Source organism: Streptomyces sp. DF42 (assembly GCF_058267695.1).
Genome location: NZ_CM177859.1, coordinates 3,949,725 through 3,968,218, shown reverse-complemented (window position 1 = coordinate 3,968,218; position 18,494 = coordinate 3,949,725). Strand labels below are relative to the sequence as shown.

Below are 18,494 nucleotides of genomic sequence, written 5' to 3'. Positions count from 1 at the left end.
GGTGGGGGGAGAGGGTGAGTGTCGACGAACCCGTACTGTCCGGCTGATCGGACGATGTCCGACTACGCGGACAGCGCGAGCTGCGTTGACGGGTCCGGGTCCGGTGCGACCTCGGCTGTTTCCGGCACCGGACCCGGCGTGGGCTGCTCGTCAGCTCCAGGGAGCGGCGGCGAGCCAGCTGGTGTCCTGGGCCCACGCGGACGGGTTGTCCCAGGCGTTGGTTCCGCCGTTGCTTGCGACGTAGGCGGTGAAGCTGTAGTGGCGGATGTACTTGGTCGGGAAGTTGAAGGACTGCAGTGAGTAGCCTGTGCCGCTGTTTCCTGGCTTGGGGCAGAAGGTGGCGTCGGCGGCGAACTGGCTGGTGTCGGCCTTGGGCTGGAGGTGGAGCTGGAACGCGTAGTGCCTGAGGTACTTGCCGGACGCGTTGGCCGACTCGAAGGAGACGCAGTTGCTGTTGGCCAGGCCGGCGCGGACGATCCAGGTGGCGTCGCCCTTGTCGGTGGCCGAGCTGCCGGAGGTCACCGGCGCGATGACGACCTTGTCGTCGCCGGCGTTGTGCTGCAGGTAGTCGCCGGTGCAGCAGGAGGTGGTGGCCCGCAGCGACACCTTCGCGCCCGGGGTGAAGGGCGTGGTGGTGCTGTAGCCGGCCGCGGTGATGTTGGCCTGGACCGCGGCCTCGGTGGCGTCGGAGGGGTAGCCCTTCAACATGGCGCCCTCGTAGAAGGTGCCCGCGCTCGCGTTGCGGTTGGTCTGGCAGCAGTCGCCTCCGCTGCCGAGGATGACGGCACCCTGCTTGTGCATCGGGTTCCATCCGCTGGGCAGTGCGCCGCTGTAGAGCTGGGTCAGGCTCCCGGACTGGGCGTTGGCGCCCTTGAGTGCCATCTGTGTGGTGCCGTTGTTCTTGAGCATCGCGGTGACGAAGCGGCTGGTCTGGGAGACCTGGTTGGGGTTCCACGTCTTGCTGCCGCCGGAGAACAGGCCGTTCTCCAGGTCCGCCTGCACCCATGGTCCGGTTCCGCTGCAGCCGCCGAACCAGCATTCCGTGCCGAAGCTGATCGCGTCCATGGCGCCGTTGCCGTCGGCCTTGTGGTCGATCTCCGTGTTGCCGTAGTCGAAACAGCAGCCGTTGTTGACGTGGGTGCCGCTGGTGACCATGTACTCGCCCTCGGGTGAGCTGCCGGTCGGCACGCCCCCGGCGGAGTTGTAGGCGAAGTAGCTGTTGCCGGGGTTGATGTAGAGCGCGTACGCCTTCTGGCCGCCCACGCTGAGCGCTTCGGTGCTCGCGGGGGCCGCCGAGTCGGCGCCGCCGGTCCCGCCGGGGCCCTGGTAGACCAGGGTGTTGCCGCCGCCGGTCTGGTCGTAGAGGCGGGTGATGGTGCAGGTGGTGCCCGCGCAGAAGGAGTCCTGCGCCGCGGCGTTGGCTACGCCTCCGGCGGACAGTACCCCGATGTTCTGCAACGTGTTGTCCGACGCCCGCTGCACCTGGTACAGCGGGCCGTTGTAGGAGGCGAAGAGCGCGCGGGTGGTGCTGTGCGCCGCGGCGCACGGCGTGCCGCCCGCCGCGTAGATGTCGCAGGGCCCTTGTGTGGCGGCGTGCGAGGCTTCGCTGAAGGCGATAAGGCCGGTGAGGGCGAGGGTCACTGCGGCCAAGGAGGCGATGAGCCCCCGGCGCAGTCGGCGGAGAAGGGGCAATTCAGGCACCATGAACTTCCTTGTTCAACGATACGGGGACAGAAAGCCGTGCCCCTGTCGGTTCGCGTGGGCTGATGGCAGGGGCGCGCTGTTGGGAGAGTGAGGCGAGCGGACGCGTCCGGGCGAGCGGCTCCGCCGACGTGTCGGGTCACGCTGTCACTGGATCGTCCAAGCCTGGTTGGACTGGTTCAAGGGCATGTACTGAGCGATGGCGGCTCCGTTCGCCGTTGATCCGCCGCTCACCTCCAGGATCTGCCTGCTCTCGAAGTTGCGGATGAGGTACCCACCGCTGGTCGGCTCGAAGTACCACAGCTGGTTGTTGCCGCCGCCGTAGGTGTACTGCTGCAGCCCGGTCCCCCGCCGGTGACTGGAGGCGTTGATGGCGAGGACCTTGCCGCTGTTCCGGTTCACGATCTTGTAGAGCTGCCCGCTGACCGGGACGATGTTCCACTGCTGGTTGGCGCCCCCGGTGCTCGGCCACTGGATGACGCTGCCGCCGTCCGCGGTGGAGTTCTGGTACACGTCCATCAGCTGTCCGCTGCTGACGTTCTTGATCGTGTAGTACGTCGACGCGTTGACGTTCGGTGTAGCGGTCGCGTCCTCCAGCGCCCCGCCGGCCCGCTGCACACTGAAGTCGGCGAAGAAGAAGTACGCGCCGTCGGTCTTGGCGACCCGCACGTAGCGGAACTTCTGGCGGACGTCGATGTTGCCCGTGAGCGTCGAGGCGAGCGGCAGGGTACTCGTCTGGCGTCCCAGGACGGTGTAGGTGCCGAAGGACGGGTCGTTGGAGCCCCGGATCTCGAAGTTGCCGCGGGTCTCGGGCTGGTCCAGGTCCTGGCGGGTGGTCAGCGAGAACTGTCCGAGCTGGTAGGCCTGACCCAGGTCGACCTGCCACCAGGGCGAGGTGTCGCTCCCGGTCGGCGACCAGCCGGTGGCACTGGCGTTGTCGTTGCCCTTGGAGGCCGCCCACCCGGAGTTCAGGACCGTGGACGCGGAGGCCGGCTTGTTGTACGCGAGGTTGATCTTGGCTGCCAGCCCCTGGTAGGCGGGCTCAAGACCAGAAGCCTTGATCACCGCGTCGCCGGAGGTCCTGTTGTTGGTGAGGGTGACGCTGGTGCCGTTGTGGTTCTGGTTGATGAATCCGTCGGTGTGCGACAGCACGTTGTTCGAGATGGTCATGTTGTTCGACCCCTCGTCCAGGTAGATGCCGCTGACGGCGGAAGTGCAGGCGGACGGCATACGCACCGCGTCGTGGATGTAGTTGCCGTTGAAGACCGTGCCCGGGTCGTTGGAGAGGTGGTAGATACCGGCGGTGTCGCACAGCCGGTTGACCACGTTGCCGATCCGGTTGTAGCTGACGCTGTTGTTGCCTTCGGCGTTGGCCGCCGACTGCCAGCCCCAGCCGAGCGAGATGCCGGCCCACGGGGTGTCGGAGATGTCGTTGTGGTCGATGGTGGTGCTGTTGACGAAGCCCGCGTTGATGCCCGCGGTTCCCAGGTAGTCCTCACCGATCCGGGTGATCAGGTTGTTCTTGACGGTGACGTTCTTGACCACCTCCCGGGCGTCCTCACCGGCCGGTGAGGCGGGCGGGTTGTAGACGGTGTGGAACTCCACGGTCGGGTCGGAGAACTTGCCGACCATGATTCCGTTGCCGGCGATGTCGGAGATGAGGTTGCCGGTCACGGTGCTGTCGTGCACGCCGTGGGACAGGTCGAGGGCGGTGGCACCCATCTGCGTGAAGGTGTTGCCCGTGAAGGACACCCGGTCGGCGTTCGCGGCCTGGACCCCGGCCGGCGGACGACCCACGAACTGGTTGTTGGAGGTGTCGGCCGAGATGTTGTAGTTGCCGCCCTGGCCGTTGAGGTAGCCGTTGTCGGTCGCTTCCATCCAGGTGGTCCCGGTGAAGGTGATCCCGGAGAAGCGCAGGTCGTGGGCGGGACTGCCGAGGTTCGTGCCCTTGACGTCGAAAAGCGTCCTGAGCGTCGGCGCCTGCACGGAGGCCGTGGACATGTTCTCGCCGGGGCGCGGCTTGTAGTAGACGGTCTGTGCGGCCGTGTCGACGTAGAACTCACCCGGTTCGTTGAGGAACTCGTGGGCGTTCTCGAAGTGCAGGGGAGAGCCGTTGGAGAGGACCGGGAAGGGGCGCTGGAACAGGATGCCCGCCTCGTGGTCCTGGATCGATATGTTGGCGGTGCCGTTGCTGGAGCTGATCGACTTCAGCCGCAGGTAGCTCTCGCCCCACTGCGTTTCCAGCATCATCTCGACCTGGTTGAGGTTGTTCCAGTTGGAGACCTGTGAGCTGAGCACCTTCAGCAGCTTGTTGGTCTTGTCGCTGCCCTGCAGCTGGAAGTCCGAGCCGGCGTCGGGGAAGCGGGCCCGGGTGGCGCGGACCCCGTTGACGTACAGCTGCCGGAAGTTGAGGGAGCCCACGGGCGCCTTGTACTCGCCGCCCGCCGCCGCGGTCCAGCCGGTGACCGCCTTGCCGCCGGTGATCACGGGCGTCTCACCGTTGTAGGCCTGGTAGACGACCGTGTGGCCGTTCGTGCCCGAGTCACCGGTGCCGAAGGTGACCGGGGCGGTGAGGGGGTAGGTGCCTCCGCGCAGATTCACGACGATGTCGTCGGACATGTTCGTGTTGACGGCCCGGACCGCGGCCTGGGCGGCCTGGACGGTCTTGAACGCCGCGGCGGTGCTGGTTCCCGAGTTGCTGTCACTGCCGTTGACGGGGTCCACGTAGAAGTTCGTCGTGGCCGCGTAGGCAGGTTGGGCGGGCAGCACGGCCGCGAAGACGACAGCCGCCGCCGCGAGCGCCTTGACCGTCCCCGCACCGATGCGTAGAGGTCTCATTGTGTGGTGTCCCTTTCGCCAACCCCCCCCGGGCTACTTTTAAGTTGCATTTATCAGTGCAAGCAGGCGCCCCAGTCAAGACGATAGACATGCTTATTTTTCACTGGAGCAACACAGGTGACATGTAGGCGCATGGGGCTCGGCGCCGCACGCACCACCTGTGGTGAAGAAAAGCCGCAGGTGGCAGGGCGGTTATTCGTGTCGATCGACCAACGACCGCATCCGCCCAGCCTGTCCAGTGAAACCACTCCCCGAAATGAGTAGTACTCATTTCGGGGCCTTGTGGTCGACGTCGATCTCCTCGGCGGGCAGGTGCGATCGGAACTGGTCAGCAGATGCTTGCCGTTGAGACGTTCTCGGCCTTGGACTCGGCGCGGTCGATGGCCGGTCGCCGTCCTTCGCCCGAGGGCGTCGTGCCGGGTGCCGTAGGGCGTGAAGGGGGCGGAAGCCGACGCGGACCAGCCCCGATCCGGCGAAATCCCGGGCTACGACCCCTCATTGATGGCTCAGGACGACTGCCTGGCCGCCCGCAGAGGCCATCGCGACGCGGAGCGTGGACGACGAGGTCACAGTCTGTGTGCTCACTGCGACGGGGGTCTGGTACGGGCTGCTTCCCGGCGTTCCGTCGGCGTAGATCGTCGCGGTGTAGGTGCCGCTGCCGAGGAAGGACAGCGGGATCGAGAGGGTCCGGGCGGTCTCGTTGGTCATCGCCCCCAGGTACCAGGTGGTGCCGCTGCGCCGGGCGACGGCGATGTACTCGCCGATCGAACCGGCGAGGGTCCGGCTCTGGTCCCAGACGGTGGGGATGCCGTCGAGCCAGGGCAGCCCGGGCCAGTTGGCGGTGTTGGAGTACTGCGAGGGGGAGCTGTACCAGTACAGGAAGTTCAGGGGCTGGTAGTACACGGCGGCCATGGCCATCTGGTGGGCGTTGGTCGTCCGGTCGCGGGACTGGCCGTAGCAGATGGTGTAGTCCATCGGCCCGCCGACGTTGCGGGCGAAGGGCAGGGTGACGTTGTGGGTGGCGGTCGGGAAGTGCTCGTTGCCCCGCACGCCCTCCATGCTGATCCAGTTGGGGTAGGTCCGCTCGTAGCCGAACGGCCGCACGTCGTCGTGCGTGTCGAGCAGCAGCTTGTGCTGGGCCGCCGTCCTGGCCCAGGCGATGGCCTGGTTCGTCATCGCCTGTGTGCCGTCGTTGATGAAACCCAGCTTGATGCCCGCCACGCCCCAGCTCCGGTACAGGGCGAACAGGCTGTCCGAGTTGGGTATGGCCATGGGGTTGACGTAGAGGAAGACGCCGATTCCCTTGCCGGCGGCGTAGGAGATGACCTTGGGCAGGTCGATGGCGGAGATCGGGTGCGTGGCGTCGGTCGAGGTGTGCTCCGGGCCGTACCACCCCGAGTCGTACTCGATGTACTGCAGGCCGCGGGCGGCGGCGAAGTCGACGCCGGCCAGCCCGTCCGCGGTGGTCAGATTGCACCGGAAGACCTTGCCCGGCTTGATCCACGATGTGTCGGCGACGGCGCCGGCCGGGGCCAGGTTGAGTACCAGCTCCGCGTTGTCGACCAGTTCGGCGTGGGTGGAGCCGATCACCACGGCGCGCCAGGACGTGGCGAACGGCGTCGGGACGGTGAAGGTCGTCTGGACCGGTCCGGAGCCGCGCGCTGTGTGGCGCATCAGGTACGCCGCGAGGGTGTTGGGCTGTCCGGAGACCGAACTGAGCATCGTACGCGGGTAGTTGGAGCGGGCCGACTCGCAGACGCAGGCGATGAGCCCGCCGCCGCTGTAGGTCGCGGTGAGGGGGAGGTCGGTCAGCGGACCGGTGTCCGTGGAGGAGCTTCCGGTGGACGGGATGGAGCCGGGCGCGACCGGGTTGTAGGCGTCCTCGTCCCGCGCGCTGTAGACGAGTGTGCCGTCCGGGAAGACGAACGTCGTCAGTTCGCCGGCGATGTCGGCGGTGCCCGAGTCCAGCAGGACGTAACGGAACGCGACGCCGGTCGCGTAGGCCCGGATCTGGACGGCGAAGTTGATGGAGGTGCGGTTGTCCCGGAGGTTCCAGCGCATCTCCTGGTAGGCATCGGAGACGGTGGCGTTGCGCCCGTACAACGGGTTCCAGGTGGTGTCGACGTGCCAGTGCTGATAGTTCGTCAGCACGACGTCGGTGCCGAGGGTGGTTCCGTCGTTCAGGCGCAGGCCCATGGCCGAATCGGCCACGACTGTCGCGCCCTTACGCCGGGCCGACCACTGGAGCGAGCCGCCCTTCAGCGACATGGTGATGCTGGTGGTGCCGTCGAGCGACGTCGCGGTGACCGAGGTGTCTGAGGCCTCGGCCGGATATGTGCTGCCGATGCCCAGCGCGGCCGTTGCCGCGGCGACAGCCGCGCCCTTGAGCACCCTGCGACGGGAAGGTTCCTGACGCCCTGACATGTCCACTGTCGGTCCACCTCGATTGGATACGGGTTCCAACAAACTCAACCAGCAAGTAACAGATTCTGACTGTCGCGAAGTTTCTACGCCCCCCTCGACCCACGGTCAACCCCTCGCGCCCGCCCCTCACATGTCCGAAATCCCGGACAGTCCGGGCGACCTACGACCCTGGCGAGTCTCGCTGGGGGCGTCCAGAGCCAGTCAAGATTAAACAAACTCGAACGCGCTTCTTGACGCCGCCAACTCCCCACGACTCTCATTGGTCCTCGCTGACAACAAGAGATCGTCAAGATTCGGAAAAGAGGGACGCGCATGTTCAAGGGAGTTCCCCGGCCCGCCGCCGGCCGATGGTGGCGCGGAACCGCCGCGTTCCTGACCCTGCTGGGAGGCCTTGCGGCGCTACTGCTTCCGGCGGCCGCGGCGCACGCGGACACGGCGTCGTTCACCACGGGTGCCGCACGCACCGACCAGAACGGCAACACCCTTCAGCTGCACGGCCTCGGCATCATCAAGGTGGGAGACACCTGGTACGGCTTCGGCGAGGACAAGACCGGCGAGGCCTCGTCGGACACGTCCTTCCAGGACATCCCCTGCTACACCTCCACCAATCTCTCCGACTGGACCTACCGGGGCCAGGCCCTGAGCCGGCAGAGCAGCGGGGACCTCGGCCCCAGCCGTGTCGTGGAGCGGCCCAAGGTCATCTACAACAAGTCGACCAGCACGTACGTGATGTACATGCACATCGACAGCAGGGACTACTCCGAGGCCAAGGTCGGCGTGGCGACCAGCAGTACCCCGTGCGGCCCCTACACCTACCGGGGAAGCTTCCGGCCGCTGGGCAACGTCAGCCGTGACCTCGGCCTGTTCCAGGACACCGACGGCACCGGCTACCTGCTGAGCGAGGACCGCAACAACGGCCTGCGCATCGACAAACTGTCCGCCGACTACCTGTCCGTGGACAGCGCGGTGGCGGTGCTCGGCAGCGGCGGCAGCGGCGGCAGTGTCGAGGCGCCCGCCATGATCAAGAAGGACGGCACCTACTACGTCTTCGGCTCCCGCCTGACGGGCTGGAGGCTCAACGACAACATCTACGCCACCGCCACCTCTCTGAGCGGCCCCTGGTCGGGGTTCAAGAACTTCGCCGCCCCCGGCACCAGCACCTACGGCAGCCAGACGGCGAACGTCATCACCGTCCAAGGCACCTCCGGCACCACCTACATCTACGCGGGCGACCGCTGGGACCCCTCCAACCTGGGCACCTCGAAGCTGATCTGGCTGCCGCTGACCATCCGGGGCACGTCAGTGAACCTCGGCCAGTACCCCACCTGGTCACTCGACACCGCGGCGGGAACCTGGACGGCCGGCAGCGGGATCCCCGCTGAGGGCGTCCACACCCTGAAGAACGTCAACAGCTCGATGCTGATGGATGCGGCGAGCGGTTCCACGGCGAACGGCGCCAAGATCATCCAGTGGCCGTCCAACGGCGGCGCCAACCAGCAGTGGACCCTGACGAAGCTGGCGGACAACGTCTACACGCTGAAGAACGTGAAGAGCGGCCTGTGCCTGGACGTACCGAGCCGTTCCACCGCCACCGGCGTCCAGTTGCAGCAGTGGACCTGTAACGGCGGGACCAACCAGCAGTGGTTCCTCGACCTCGTCGGCAGCTACACCGGCCACACCTACATGCTCGCCGGGGTGGGCAGCGACCTGCACATCGGTGTCGGGGGCGCCTCGACCACCCAGGGTGCGATGGTGGACCAGGAAACCGGCACCGGTGCGACCAGCCAGCAGTGGAGCGTTTCCTGACGGTGCGCCAGGACAACTGACGCGGATCACGCGAGGTACGGGCGGCGCCCCGCGCCGCCTTTGCCGACCTGTCCGTCGAGGAGCTGCCGGACGGATACGCCACTGCGCTCGGTGAACCCGGGGCCGGTCTCCCCGCCGGCCGGCCCCGGCGGATCGCCCTGGCCCGCGCGTTCGTCGAAGACGCCCCCGTGCTGCTGCCCGACGAACCGACCGCCCACCTCGGCCCCAAGAGCGAAGCCGCCGTCACGCGGCCGGATCCATCCCGTCACCACCGGCAGCTCAAGGCCCGGCCCGCTCAGGACACCCCCACCCGCGTGAAGCGGCCCGCCACCCGCAGGTCCGCCTCGATGCGGTCGGCCGTGGCTCGCAGGTGGGGCAGGATGTCGCGCTCGCACTCCTCGGCCGTGTGGCGGGCCGCGTGCATGGCGACGTTCAGGGCGGCGACCGCGCGGCCGGTGCGGTCGTGGACCGGGACCGCGATCGAGCGCAGGCCCTCCTCCAGTTCCTCGTCGACCAGGGCGTGGCCCTTGGCGTGTACGTCGTGGAGGAGGCGGGTGAGAGTCTGCGGGTCGGTGAGGGTGTGCGGGGTGAGGGGTTGGAGGGGCAGCGGCAGTCGGCGGGCCGCCGGTGGCAGGTCCGCCAGGAGGACGCGGCCCATCGAGGTCGCGTATGCCGGCAGTCGCGTGCCCACCGTGATGTTCACGCTCATGACGCGGCTGGTGGCGACCCGCGCCGTGTACTGGATCTCGTCCCCCGACAGGACGGACAGTGAGGTCGACTCGTGGACCCGGTGGGCCAGTTCGGCCATGTGCGGGGCGGCGATCTCGGGCAGGGAGATACGGGACAGGGGCGGGAAGCCCAGCTCCAGGACGCGTGGCGTCAGCTCGAAGGTGCGTTCCCGGGCCCGTACCAGCCCGAGGTGCTCGTAGGTGATCAGTGCCCTGCGTGCCGTCGCCCGTGCCAGTCCCGTCGCCTTCGCCACCTCCGTGAGGGTCGGTTCGGCGCGTCCCTCCCCGAAGGCGGTCAGTACGGTCAGGCCGCGTGCCAGGGACTCGACGAACTCCCTGCCGAGTTCCTGCTTGGACGCGCCGGTCCAGGTCGCAAGCCCGGAGGGTGCGGCGGCCGGCTCCGCGGGCGGCACCTCGCGCAGGTCGCCCTCCATCGCCCGCACCGCCGCCCGCAGCCGGGGGAGCAGGCTGTCGCGCAGGCCTGTCGCCGTGTGCCGGCTGGTGTGGCTCACCACGCTCACCGCGCAGGCGATCCGGCCGGTACGCGGATCCCGTACCGGCACCGACACGGCCACCAGCCCCGGTTCGATCAGCTGGTCGTCCAACGCCCAGCCGTCCGCGGCCGATCCGGCGGCCCGGCGCTCGAACTCCTCTTCCCCTTCGGGGTGTTGGGGAGGCGGTACGGACGGAAAGGCCGTCGCCTGCGGGTCCGCCGCCCTGCGCTCCCGCCACGCCCTCCACTCCTCCTTGGTCCACTCGGTCGCGAACAGCGAGCCGGGCGCGGTGCGTTCGGCCGGCAGCAGGTCGCCGATGCGGAAGCTCAGGGACATCGCGCGGCGGCGGGTGGCCTGGTGGATGAAGCGGATGCCGTCACGGTCGGCGACCGCCAGGGACACGGATTCGTCCAGCTCGTCGGCGAGGGCGTCGGCGCGCGCGTCCAGCAGCGCGGGCAGGCGCAGCGCGGAGAGGTAGGCGTTGCCCAGCTCCATCAGACGGGGGGCCAGCAGCACGTCACGGCCGTCCAGGCGGACGTATCCCATGCGGGCGAGGGTGGCGGTGATCCGGTCGACCGTGGAGCGGGCGAGGCCCGTGGCCCGTTCCAGCCCGCTCGGGCTCAGCGTCCCGCCCGCCTCGGTCAGCCGTCGCAGCACGGCGACCCCACGGATGAGGGGCGTGACCGCCTCGGCCGGTACGGCGGCAGGCGCGGCGTCGGGGGCCGTCGTGGGCTTCGCGGGCATCGGATCTCCGGTACGGCGGTCGGGGCACGCTTACCGTAATGCGCGGGCCTACCTTCACTTCGGCCTGCTCGCCCGCGGGTCACGAGTACCCGGTGGCTTCCGGTGGTGTCGGCGCCCGTCACGGTGATCCTGTTCGCGTGGGTTTGGCGGGTGTCGGATCTCCGGTACGGCGGTCGGGGCACGCTTACCGTAGTGCGCGGGCCTACCCTTCACTCCGGCCTGCTCACCCGCGGGTCACCAGTACCCGGTGGCTTCCGGTGGAGTTGGCGCCCGTCACCGCGATCCTGATCCCCTTCTTGGGGTCCTTGAAGACCTCGCCCGCCGTGAAGGGGGCGTCGGAGAGTTCCGCGTGGACGTTGGGGCTGCGGGTGCAGCCCCCGCTGTCGCGCCGGGAGTCGTACACCGTCACCGGTCCCATGCCGGTGTCCACGTCCGCGTCGACCTTGTAGACCAGGACCCCCGGCCGGCACACGGCCTCGTCGTTGCCCGCGCGGATGCGCACCTCGACGGCGTACCCGGTCCGGTCGCTGAGCGGGACGAAGACCATCTTCGGACCGCCTGCGCGCTCCAGCGGCGTCAGCGTGTACTCCGTGGAGCCGTGCGCCGACGCACAGCTGACCTGGGACGCGTCCAGCCAGCCGAGCTTCCACTTGTGCCAGCCGAGCAGGTCGTTGTTGGCCCCCCAGTCCTCGCTCATGATGTCCCAGTGCCCGACCGCGCCGCCGCCCTCCTGGGTGTAGAGGTCGGGCAGGCCGAAGACATGGCCGTTCTCGTGCGGCAGCACCCGGTAGCCGGTGCGGTCGTAGGAGCCGGAGCCGTCGTCCTGGCGGGAGTAGACGAAGGACGCGTTGGCGACGGGGACGCCGTCGGCGACCGGGGCGTCCGGGTTTCCGGCGAAGGTCACCGACAGGACCGTGTCCAGGGCGGACGGCCCGGCGTTCGGCGTCATCAGCACGTTCAGGAAGTCGTAGTCGCGGAAGTCCACCTCGGGGTCGGCGGCGCTCACGATGTCCTGGACGAGGTCGCGGTAGCCGGCGTCGAAGGGGGCGCCGCGCTCTATGGCGTACGCCTTGAACGATTTCGGCATGCGCAGCCAGTGCGGGATCGGGGTCTCGGGGCGGTAGTCCAGGCGGCCGTAGGAGGAGGTGCGGAACCACTGCTGGGTCCTGGGGAAGAACTCGTGGAAGCGGTCGAGCGCGTTGCCGGGGCCGGGCGCGTCGGAGAAGTCGACCATCAGGGTCAGCGCGTGGACGGTGCCCGTGGAACGGGAGTAGCCGGTGCTGGTCGGGACGCCCTCCGACAACTGGATGGCATGGCCGCCCCTGATCATGCAGGGGTTGAGGGCGGCGGTGCGGGCCGGTGCGATCGGTCCCGCTCCGGCCACGGTGGAACGTACCGTCGGATGGCCGCTTCCGGCCGAGGTGCCGACCGCGAGGACCAGGGCGGTGACGAAGACGAGGGCGGCCGTGCGGCGTGGGCGTATCCGACGGCTGAGCTGCATGCACGGGCCCTTCGTCGTGGCAGCCGCCGGTCGTTGGGCTGCGCCCTTTCGATCACCCTGGTTCGGGGGCTGCGCGGGCGCGCGCTGGATGGGCCCGAACGTGGGTTTCTCGGGCGGAGCGAGCCAGAGGAGAGGCCGACGGCATGGTGTGACTCAGGTCACACGAAAGTTCTTCGAGTCCGGGAAATAACCGGGGATCGTTTCCCCGTTTAACCAGGCGTCCGAGCGAAACGGGGACTCCCTCCCCGGATCGCGGAACCCGCTGATTTACGAGGAGTACGCCGTGAACGCCACGACGACCGCGCCGGACCCCGTGCAGCGCAAGGTGGCCCGGCCGCGCGCCGACGCCCTGCGCAACCGGGAGCGGATCGTCACCGCCGCCCGGGAGATGTTCACCGAGTTCGGCCCCGATGTGCCGCTCGACGAGATCGCCCGCCGGGCCGGCGTGGGCAACGCCACGGTGTACCGCAACTTCCCCGACCGCGACGCACTCGTCCGCGAGGTCGTCTGCTCCGTCATGGACCGGACGTCCGAGGCGGCCGAGCTCGCGCTCGCCGAGACCGGGGACGCCTTCGAGGCGCTCGAACGATTCGTGCACACCTCCGCCGACGAGCGGATCAGTGCGCTGTGCCCGATGATCCAGACCACCTTCGACCAGAACCACCCCGACCTGGAAGCGGCGCGCGAGCGCGTCGAGGAGCTCGTGACGGAGCTGATGGACCGCGCCAAGCAGGCCGGCCAACTCCGCCCCGACGTCGGCGTCGGCGACCTGATGATCGTCGTGGCCCAGCTCAGCCGGCCCCCGGCCGGCACCGACTGCGTCGTCAACGACCGCTTCGTACACCGGCATCTGCAGCTGTTCCTGGACGGACTGCGGGCACCGGCCCCGTCGGTCCTGCCGGGCACGGCCGTGACCGTCGAGGATCTGCGCCGGTCCTGCACCGATTAGTTCAGCGCTCCAAGCCAGTCAACTCCTACGACTTACCGGCCGTCCCCCTGGGTGAGCCGTCCCCGTACCAACACCTTTTTTCCGTCACGAAGTCCCGAAGTGGGTAGACCCATGTCTGAAACAGCCGCAAAGGCTCCAGGCGCCGTCGAGAAGAGCGGCGACGCCAACCGCTGGAAAGCGCTCGTCTTCATAGCGCTCGCCCAGCTGATGGTCGTGCTCGACGCGACCATCGTGAACATCGCTCTGCCGTCCGCCCAGACCGACCTGGGCATCTCCGACGGCAACCGGCAGTGGGTCGTCACGGCCTACGCCCTCGCGTTCGGCGGACTCCTCCTGTTCGGCGGCCGGATCGCCGACCTGTGGGGCCGCAAGCGTGCCTTCGTCATCGGCCTGACCGGCTTCGCCGCCGCCTCCGCGCTCGGCGGAGCGGCCACGACCGGCGCCATGATGTTCGGCGCCCGTGCCCTGCAGGGCGCCTTCGGTGCGCTGCTCGCGCCCGCCGCGCTCTCCCTGCTCGCCGTGATGTTCACGGACGCCAAGGAGCGCGCCAAGGCGTTCGGTATCTACGGTGCGATCGCCGGTGGCGGCGGCGCCGTCGGCTTCATCCTCGGCGGTGTGCTCACCGAGTACCTGGACTGGCGCTGGACGTTCTTCGTCAACATCCCGTTCGCCATCGTGGCCGCGCTGGGTGCGTACTTCGTCATCCGTGAGCCGGAGGGCGGCCGCAACCGCAACCCGCTCGACATCCCGGGCGTGCTCCTGTCCACCCTCGGCCTGGTCTCGCTGGTCTACGGCTTCACCCGCGCCGAGTCCGACGGCTGGGGCGACACCACGACCATCTCCCTGTTCGTCGCGTCGGCTGTCCTGCTGATCGCGTTCGTCGTCACAGAGACCAAGGTGAAGGCGCCGCTGCTGCCGCTGCGCGTCGTCACCGACCGCAACCGCGGCGGCATCTACCTCTCGCTCGGTATCGCGATCATCGCGATGTTCGGCACGTTCCTCTTCCTGACCTACTACCTGCAGGTCGTGAAGGGCTTCTCGCCGATCAAGACCGGCTTCGCCTTCCTGCCGATGATCGTCGGCATGATGATCGGCTCGACCCAGATCGGCACGCGTCTGATGACCCGCGTTCCGGCCCGGGCGCTGATGGGCCCCGGCTTCCTGGTCGCGGCGGTCGGCATGCTCCTGATGACCCAGCTGGAGATCGGCTCGTCGTACGCCTCGATCATCCTGCCGGCGATGGTGCTGCTCGGCCTCGGCATGGGTACGGCGTTCATGCCGGCCATGTCCCTGGCCACCCTGGGCGTCGAGCCCCGGGACGCCGGTGTCGCCTCCGCGATGGTCAACACCTCGCAGCAGGTGGGCGGCGCGATCGGCACCGCCCTGCTGAACACGATCGCCGCCTCCGCGACGACCGCGTACATCAAGGACCACATCGCCGGCGCGACCTCCAAGTCGCAGGCGCAGCTGGTCCAGCTGCAGGGTCAGGTGCACGGCTACACCAACGCGATCTGGTTCGCGGTGGGCATGCTGGCGCTGGCCGCGGTGATCGTCGTGACCCTCGTCAACGCCGGCCGTCCGGACACCTCGGTCGTGTCCGGCTCGTCCTCCGGCGAGGACGCCGGTGAGGAGCTGGCCGTCCCGGTCGTCGCCCACTGACGGCGACCGCCCGGTCATACCCCTTCGGAACCATCCGTACGTGGGAGGAAGGGGACGCCTCCCACGTACGACCCGGGGCCTGTGCCCTGGCTCCCCTGAGTGAGCGGCTCAGCGGAGCCAGGGCAGGTCCGCACCCGCTTCGTTCGGCTGGAGTCCCTCGGCGACGATCTTCATGATCTCGCCGAGGGACTCCCGCTGTTGCGGCGTCAGCCGCTCGAACAGGGCCTGCCGCACCGCGGTCACATGGCCCGGCGCGGTCCGGGCAAGCACCTCGGCGCCGGCATCGGTCAGCACCGCGAACTGGCCCCGCTTGTCGGAGGGGCAGTCCTCGCGGCGCACCCAGCCGTTCTTCTCCAGACGCGCTATGGCGTGCGAGAGGCGGGATCGGGTGATCTTCGACTTCATCGCCAGCTCGGTCATCCGCAGCCGCTGCCGCGGGGCCTCGGCGAGACCGACCAGCAGCCCGTAGTAGACGTGCGGCATGCCCACGTCCCGCTGGAGCTGGCGGTCGAGGTGGTCCTCCAGGAGCGTGGTGGCGTGCAGGTAGGAGCGCCAGACGCGCTGCTCGTCATCGCTGAGCCAGCGCGTTTCCCCGGCGGCGGCCTCCCGGCCGGGCGCGGATGTGGATGCCGTGTTCATGCATCCACTGTACGCGCTCTCCTTGAAACTTAAACAAATGGGGCGTACGCTTTTGCTCGACAGACGTTTTAGAGTTAAAGCAACTTGAAGCGACTTGCAAGCACCTGCTCTCCGAAGGGAGCCGCCGTCATGTCCGCCGCCACCCGGGAGCGCATGCCCGCCCTCTATCTCAGCCATGGCGCCCCACCGCTCGCGGACGACCCGATCTGGCCCGGCGAACTCGCCGCCTGGTCCGCGGGTCTGCCCCGCCCCAAGGCGATCCTCATGGTCTCCGCCCACTGGGAGGAAGCCCCCCTCGCGCTGGGCGCGGTCGACACGATCCCGCTCGTCTACGACTTCTGGGGCTTCCCCGAGCACTACTACCAGGTGACCTACGAGGCGCCGGGCGCTCCCGAACTCGCGGAGTCCGTACGGAAGCTGCTGCGCGCCCCCGGCATCCCCGTGCAGGACATCCCGGACCGCGGCCTCGACCACGGCGCCTACGTCCCGCTCGTCGAGATGTTCCCGGCCGCCGACATCCCGGTCCTGCAGATCTCCATGCCGACCCTCGACCCGGTGAGGCTGATGGACATCGGCCGCAAGCTGGCGCCGCTGCGCGACGAGGGCGTGCTGATCGTCGGATCCGGGTTCTTCACCCACAACCTGGCCGCGCTGCGGCACACCGGCGCGGGAGTGCCCAGCTGGTCGTCGGAGTTCGACGACTGGGGCAGGAAGGCGCTGGAGGCGCGGGACTGGGACGGCCTGCTCGACTTCCTCCACAAGGCCCCGGCCGGCCGCTACGCCCACCCGCGCACCGAGCACTTCGCCCCGCTGTTCGTGACCATGGGTGCGGCGGAGGTGACCGGCGAGCTGGATGCGCAGAAGTCCGTGATCGACGGCTTCTGGATGGGCATGGCCAAGAGGTCCGTGCAGTTCGGCTGACGGCAGCCCGATGACGGTTCACGGCTGACGGAGACCAGAGACCGGGTGCCGGGGGCTGGAAGGGGCTAGAGGTCCTTCTCGTACCAGGCCACGTCCCAGTACCGCCCGAACTTGCGGCCCACTTCCAGATAGGTGCCGACGTACCGGAACCCGAAGCGTTCGTGCAGCCGCGTGGACGCCTCGTTGGGCTGGGCGATGCCCGCGTAGGCGCGGTGCAGGTCCTCGTCCGCCAGGGCCTCGAAGAGCGCCTTGTACAGCAGTGTGCCGATGCCGCGCCGGCCCGCGCTCGGGGCGACGTACACCGTCACCTCGACCGAGGTGTCGTAGGCGCGCTTGGCGCGATAAGGGCTGGATGTGGCGTAACCCAGAATTTCCTGTGTGTCCGCCTCTGCGGCAACCATCAGGCGGTGCGGGCCGTCTTCAGGGTGGGAGAGCAGCCAAGGGCGGCGCTCTTCCGGAGTGAAGACGGCGGTATCGAATGTGATGGGCGTCTCACGTACATAGTGGTTGTAGATGTCGGTGAGAGCGTCGAGGTCCCCCTCGACTCCCGGCCTCACCTGCACCTCTGTACGTCTCGACGGCATCAGGCCTCCTCCATTGGCCGGACAGGGTACTGCAAGATCAGAAAAATCGGGGGGCGGGTTGGGAATTCTGTCCGGATTCCAGTCGTTGTTTCCTTCGGAAGCAGGGCATCCGACCAAGGTGCTCGGTGGTACTCGTCCACGAGTGCCCGGCCTCTGAAAGATGACCCGCCAGCCCACCATCGCAAGGGAGCACGCATGGCAACCCGTGCCGTCGCCCGTCGTAAGTCCGCCACCGGCGAGACGGCCGACGCGGCAAGCAGTGTTCGCGCTCACGCCGGCGAGATCGCCGACCGTGACCTGGTCGGCATGTACCTCGACGAGATCGCGCGCACGCCGCTGCTCGATGCTGCCAAGGAGGTCGAGCTGTCACAGATCATCGAGGCGGGTGTGTTCGCGCGACAGGTCCTCGACGGAGACGAGGAGTCCAAGGCCGAGGCCTCCCGCGAGGAGCTTCAGGCCCTGGTCGACGACGGCGAGCGGGCGAAGGACGTCTTCATCCGCTCCAACCTCCGCCTGGTCGTGGCCGTGGCCCGGCGTTACCCGCGCAGCGGCCTCCCCCTCCTCGACCTGATCCAGGAGGGCAACGCCGGACTGGTGCGCGCGGTCGAGAAGTTCGACTACGCCAAGGGCTTCAAGTTCTCGACGTACGCGACCTGGTGGATCCGTCAGGCGATCACCCGCTCGATAGCGGACCAGTCGCGCACCATCCGCCTGCCCGTCCACCTGGTGGAGGAGCTGGGCCGGATCCGCCGTGTGCAGCGCGAGTTCAACCGCGAGCACGGCCGCGACCCGGAGCCCGCGGAGATCGCCGCGGAGCTCGACACGAAGCCGGACCGCGTGATCGACGTCCTGGACTGGGCCCGCGACCCGGTCTCCCTGAACATGGCCGTGGACGACGAGGGCGAGACCCAGTTCGGCGACCTCCTGGAGGACACCTCGGCGGTCTCCCCCGAGCAGTCCGTCCTGACCCTGCTGCGCAGCGAGGAGCTCGACCACCTCATCGGCCGCCTCGACCCGCGCACGGCCTCCATCATCAAGATGCGCTACGGCATCGACGACGGCCGCGAGCGCACCCTGACGGAGGTCGGCAAGGAACACGGCCTGACCCGTGAGCGCATCCGCCAGATCGAGAAGCACGCCCTGCTGGAGCTGAAGAAGCTGGCCCGGTCCACGGGCTTCGAGGCGGCGGCCTGACGGACGACCGGGATCCGAGGGGCGACGGGAGTCCGAGGGGCGAGGACCGGCATCGGGAGCGCCGCCGAGGGCGACGGCGGCCGGCCCGGGAGCGGTGAGCCCAAGAGTGGTGACGGGGCGCGTACGGTGCTCGGCCGGCGCCGGGCGGCGTGCGACGCCCGGTGCCGCGCACGCCGGGTGGCGAAAGACCGCGCAAACATGGCGATGTAACGCCGCTTCAACTGTCGGAGCCGAGGGAACAAGACTTCAGGGCACAGGAGTTCGGGCCCTGTGCCACTCCCCGTCCCACGCCGTCCTATGCCGTCCCGTCCA

13 protein-coding genes are annotated in these 18,494 nt (G+C 68.7%); 5 read left to right on the top strand and 8 right to left on the bottom strand.

Annotated elements, in window-relative coordinates:
* Positions 1–150: 150 nt before the first annotated feature.
* The 3 genes from ACYUED_RS17960 to ACYUED_RS17950 all read right to left on the bottom strand — a co-directional run bounded on the left by ACYUED_RS17960 (position 151) and on the right by ACYUED_RS17950 (position 6,963).
* Entirely contained in the window at positions 151–1,704 is a 1,554-nt protein-coding gene (locus ACYUED_RS17960) for an alpha-L-arabinofuranosidase B (RefSeq protein WP_491293287.1), read from the bottom strand.
* 144 nt (positions 1,705–1,848) lie between these two features.
* A complete protein-coding gene (locus ACYUED_RS17955) occupies positions 1,849–4,539 on the bottom strand; it encodes an RICIN domain-containing protein (protein WP_491293286.1) in 2,691 nt (896 codons plus the stop codon).
* A gap of 495 nt (positions 4,540–5,034) precedes the next feature.
* Complete coding sequence (locus ACYUED_RS17950; protein ID WP_491293285.1) at positions 5,035–6,963, bottom strand: glycoside hydrolase family 97 protein; 1,929 nt, start codon at positions 6,961–6,963, stop codon at positions 5,035–5,037.
* A 312-nt stretch (positions 6,964–7,275) separates the two neighbouring features.
* Here ACYUED_RS17950 and ACYUED_RS17945 point away from each other — a divergent pair, with 312 nt between their 5' ends.
* Positions 7,276–8,769 carry an RICIN domain-containing protein gene (locus tag ACYUED_RS17945; protein WP_491293284.1) on the top strand — a complete coding sequence of 498 codons (1,494 nt, stop codon included), beginning with the start codon at positions 7,276–7,278 and terminating at the stop codon, positions 8,767–8,769.
* A 26-nt stretch (positions 8,770–8,795) separates the two neighbouring features.
* Here the strand turns inward: ACYUED_RS17945 and ACYUED_RS17940 are convergent, their stop codons facing one another.
* From ACYUED_RS17940 to ACYUED_RS17930, 3 genes are all read right to left on the bottom strand, one after another.
* Positions 8,796–9,038, bottom strand: a complete 243-nt coding sequence (locus ACYUED_RS17940) for a hypothetical protein (protein ID WP_491293283.1) — start codon at positions 9,036–9,038, stop codon at positions 8,796–8,798.
* A gap of 26 nt (positions 9,039–9,064) precedes the next feature.
* Positions 9,065–10,735 carry an IclR family transcriptional regulator domain-containing protein gene (locus ACYUED_RS17935; protein WP_491293282.1) on the bottom strand — a complete coding sequence of 557 codons (1,671 nt, stop codon included), beginning with the start codon at positions 10,733–10,735 and terminating at the stop codon, positions 9,065–9,067.
* A 223-nt stretch (positions 10,736–10,958) separates the two neighbouring features.
* Positions 10,959–12,236, bottom strand: a complete 1,278-nt coding sequence (locus ACYUED_RS17930) for a M6 family metalloprotease domain-containing protein (RefSeq protein ID WP_491293281.1) — start codon at positions 12,234–12,236, stop codon at positions 10,959–10,961.
* Between the two features lie 283 nt (positions 12,237–12,519).
* On the opposite strand from ACYUED_RS17930, the gene ACYUED_RS17925 reads away from it, so the two are divergent.
* A complete protein-coding gene (locus ACYUED_RS17925; RefSeq protein ID WP_491293280.1) occupies positions 12,520–13,185 on the top strand; it encodes a TetR/AcrR family transcriptional regulator in 666 nt (221 codons plus the stop codon).
* Between the two features lie 111 nt (positions 13,186–13,296).
* Positions 13,297–14,844: an MFS transporter gene (locus ACYUED_RS17920; RefSeq protein WP_491293279.1), complete on the top strand. Its 1,548-nt coding sequence runs from the start codon at positions 13,297–13,299 to the stop codon at positions 14,842–14,844.
* A gap of 108 nt (positions 14,845–14,952) precedes the next feature.
* Here the strand turns inward: ACYUED_RS17920 and ACYUED_RS17915 are convergent, their stop codons facing one another.
* Entirely contained in the window at positions 14,953–15,483 is a 531-nt protein-coding gene (locus tag ACYUED_RS17915) for a MarR family winged helix-turn-helix transcriptional regulator (RefSeq protein WP_491293278.1), read from the bottom strand.
* Positions 15,484–15,612: 129 nt separating this feature from the next.
* On the opposite strand from ACYUED_RS17915, the gene ACYUED_RS17910 reads away from it, so the two are divergent.
* Complete coding sequence (locus ACYUED_RS17910) at positions 15,613–16,404, top strand: dioxygenase family protein (RefSeq protein WP_491293277.1); 792 nt, start codon at positions 15,613–15,615, stop codon at positions 16,402–16,404.
* Positions 16,405–16,469: 65 nt separating this feature from the next.
* Here ACYUED_RS17910 and ACYUED_RS17905 read toward each other — a convergent pair whose 3' ends face one another.
* The gene (locus ACYUED_RS17905; RefSeq protein WP_491293276.1) at positions 16,470–16,988 is read right to left on the bottom strand and encodes a GNAT family N-acetyltransferase; all 519 of its coding nucleotides are present in this window, start codon (positions 16,986–16,988) and stop codon (positions 16,470–16,472) included.
* Between the two features lie 195 nt (positions 16,989–17,183).
* On the opposite strand from ACYUED_RS17905, the gene ACYUED_RS17900 reads away from it, so the two are divergent.
* Entirely contained in the window at positions 17,184–18,182 is a 999-nt protein-coding gene (locus ACYUED_RS17900) for a sigma-70 family RNA polymerase sigma factor (RefSeq protein WP_491293275.1), read from the top strand.
* The last annotated feature ends 312 nt before the right edge of the window (positions 18,183–18,494 follow it).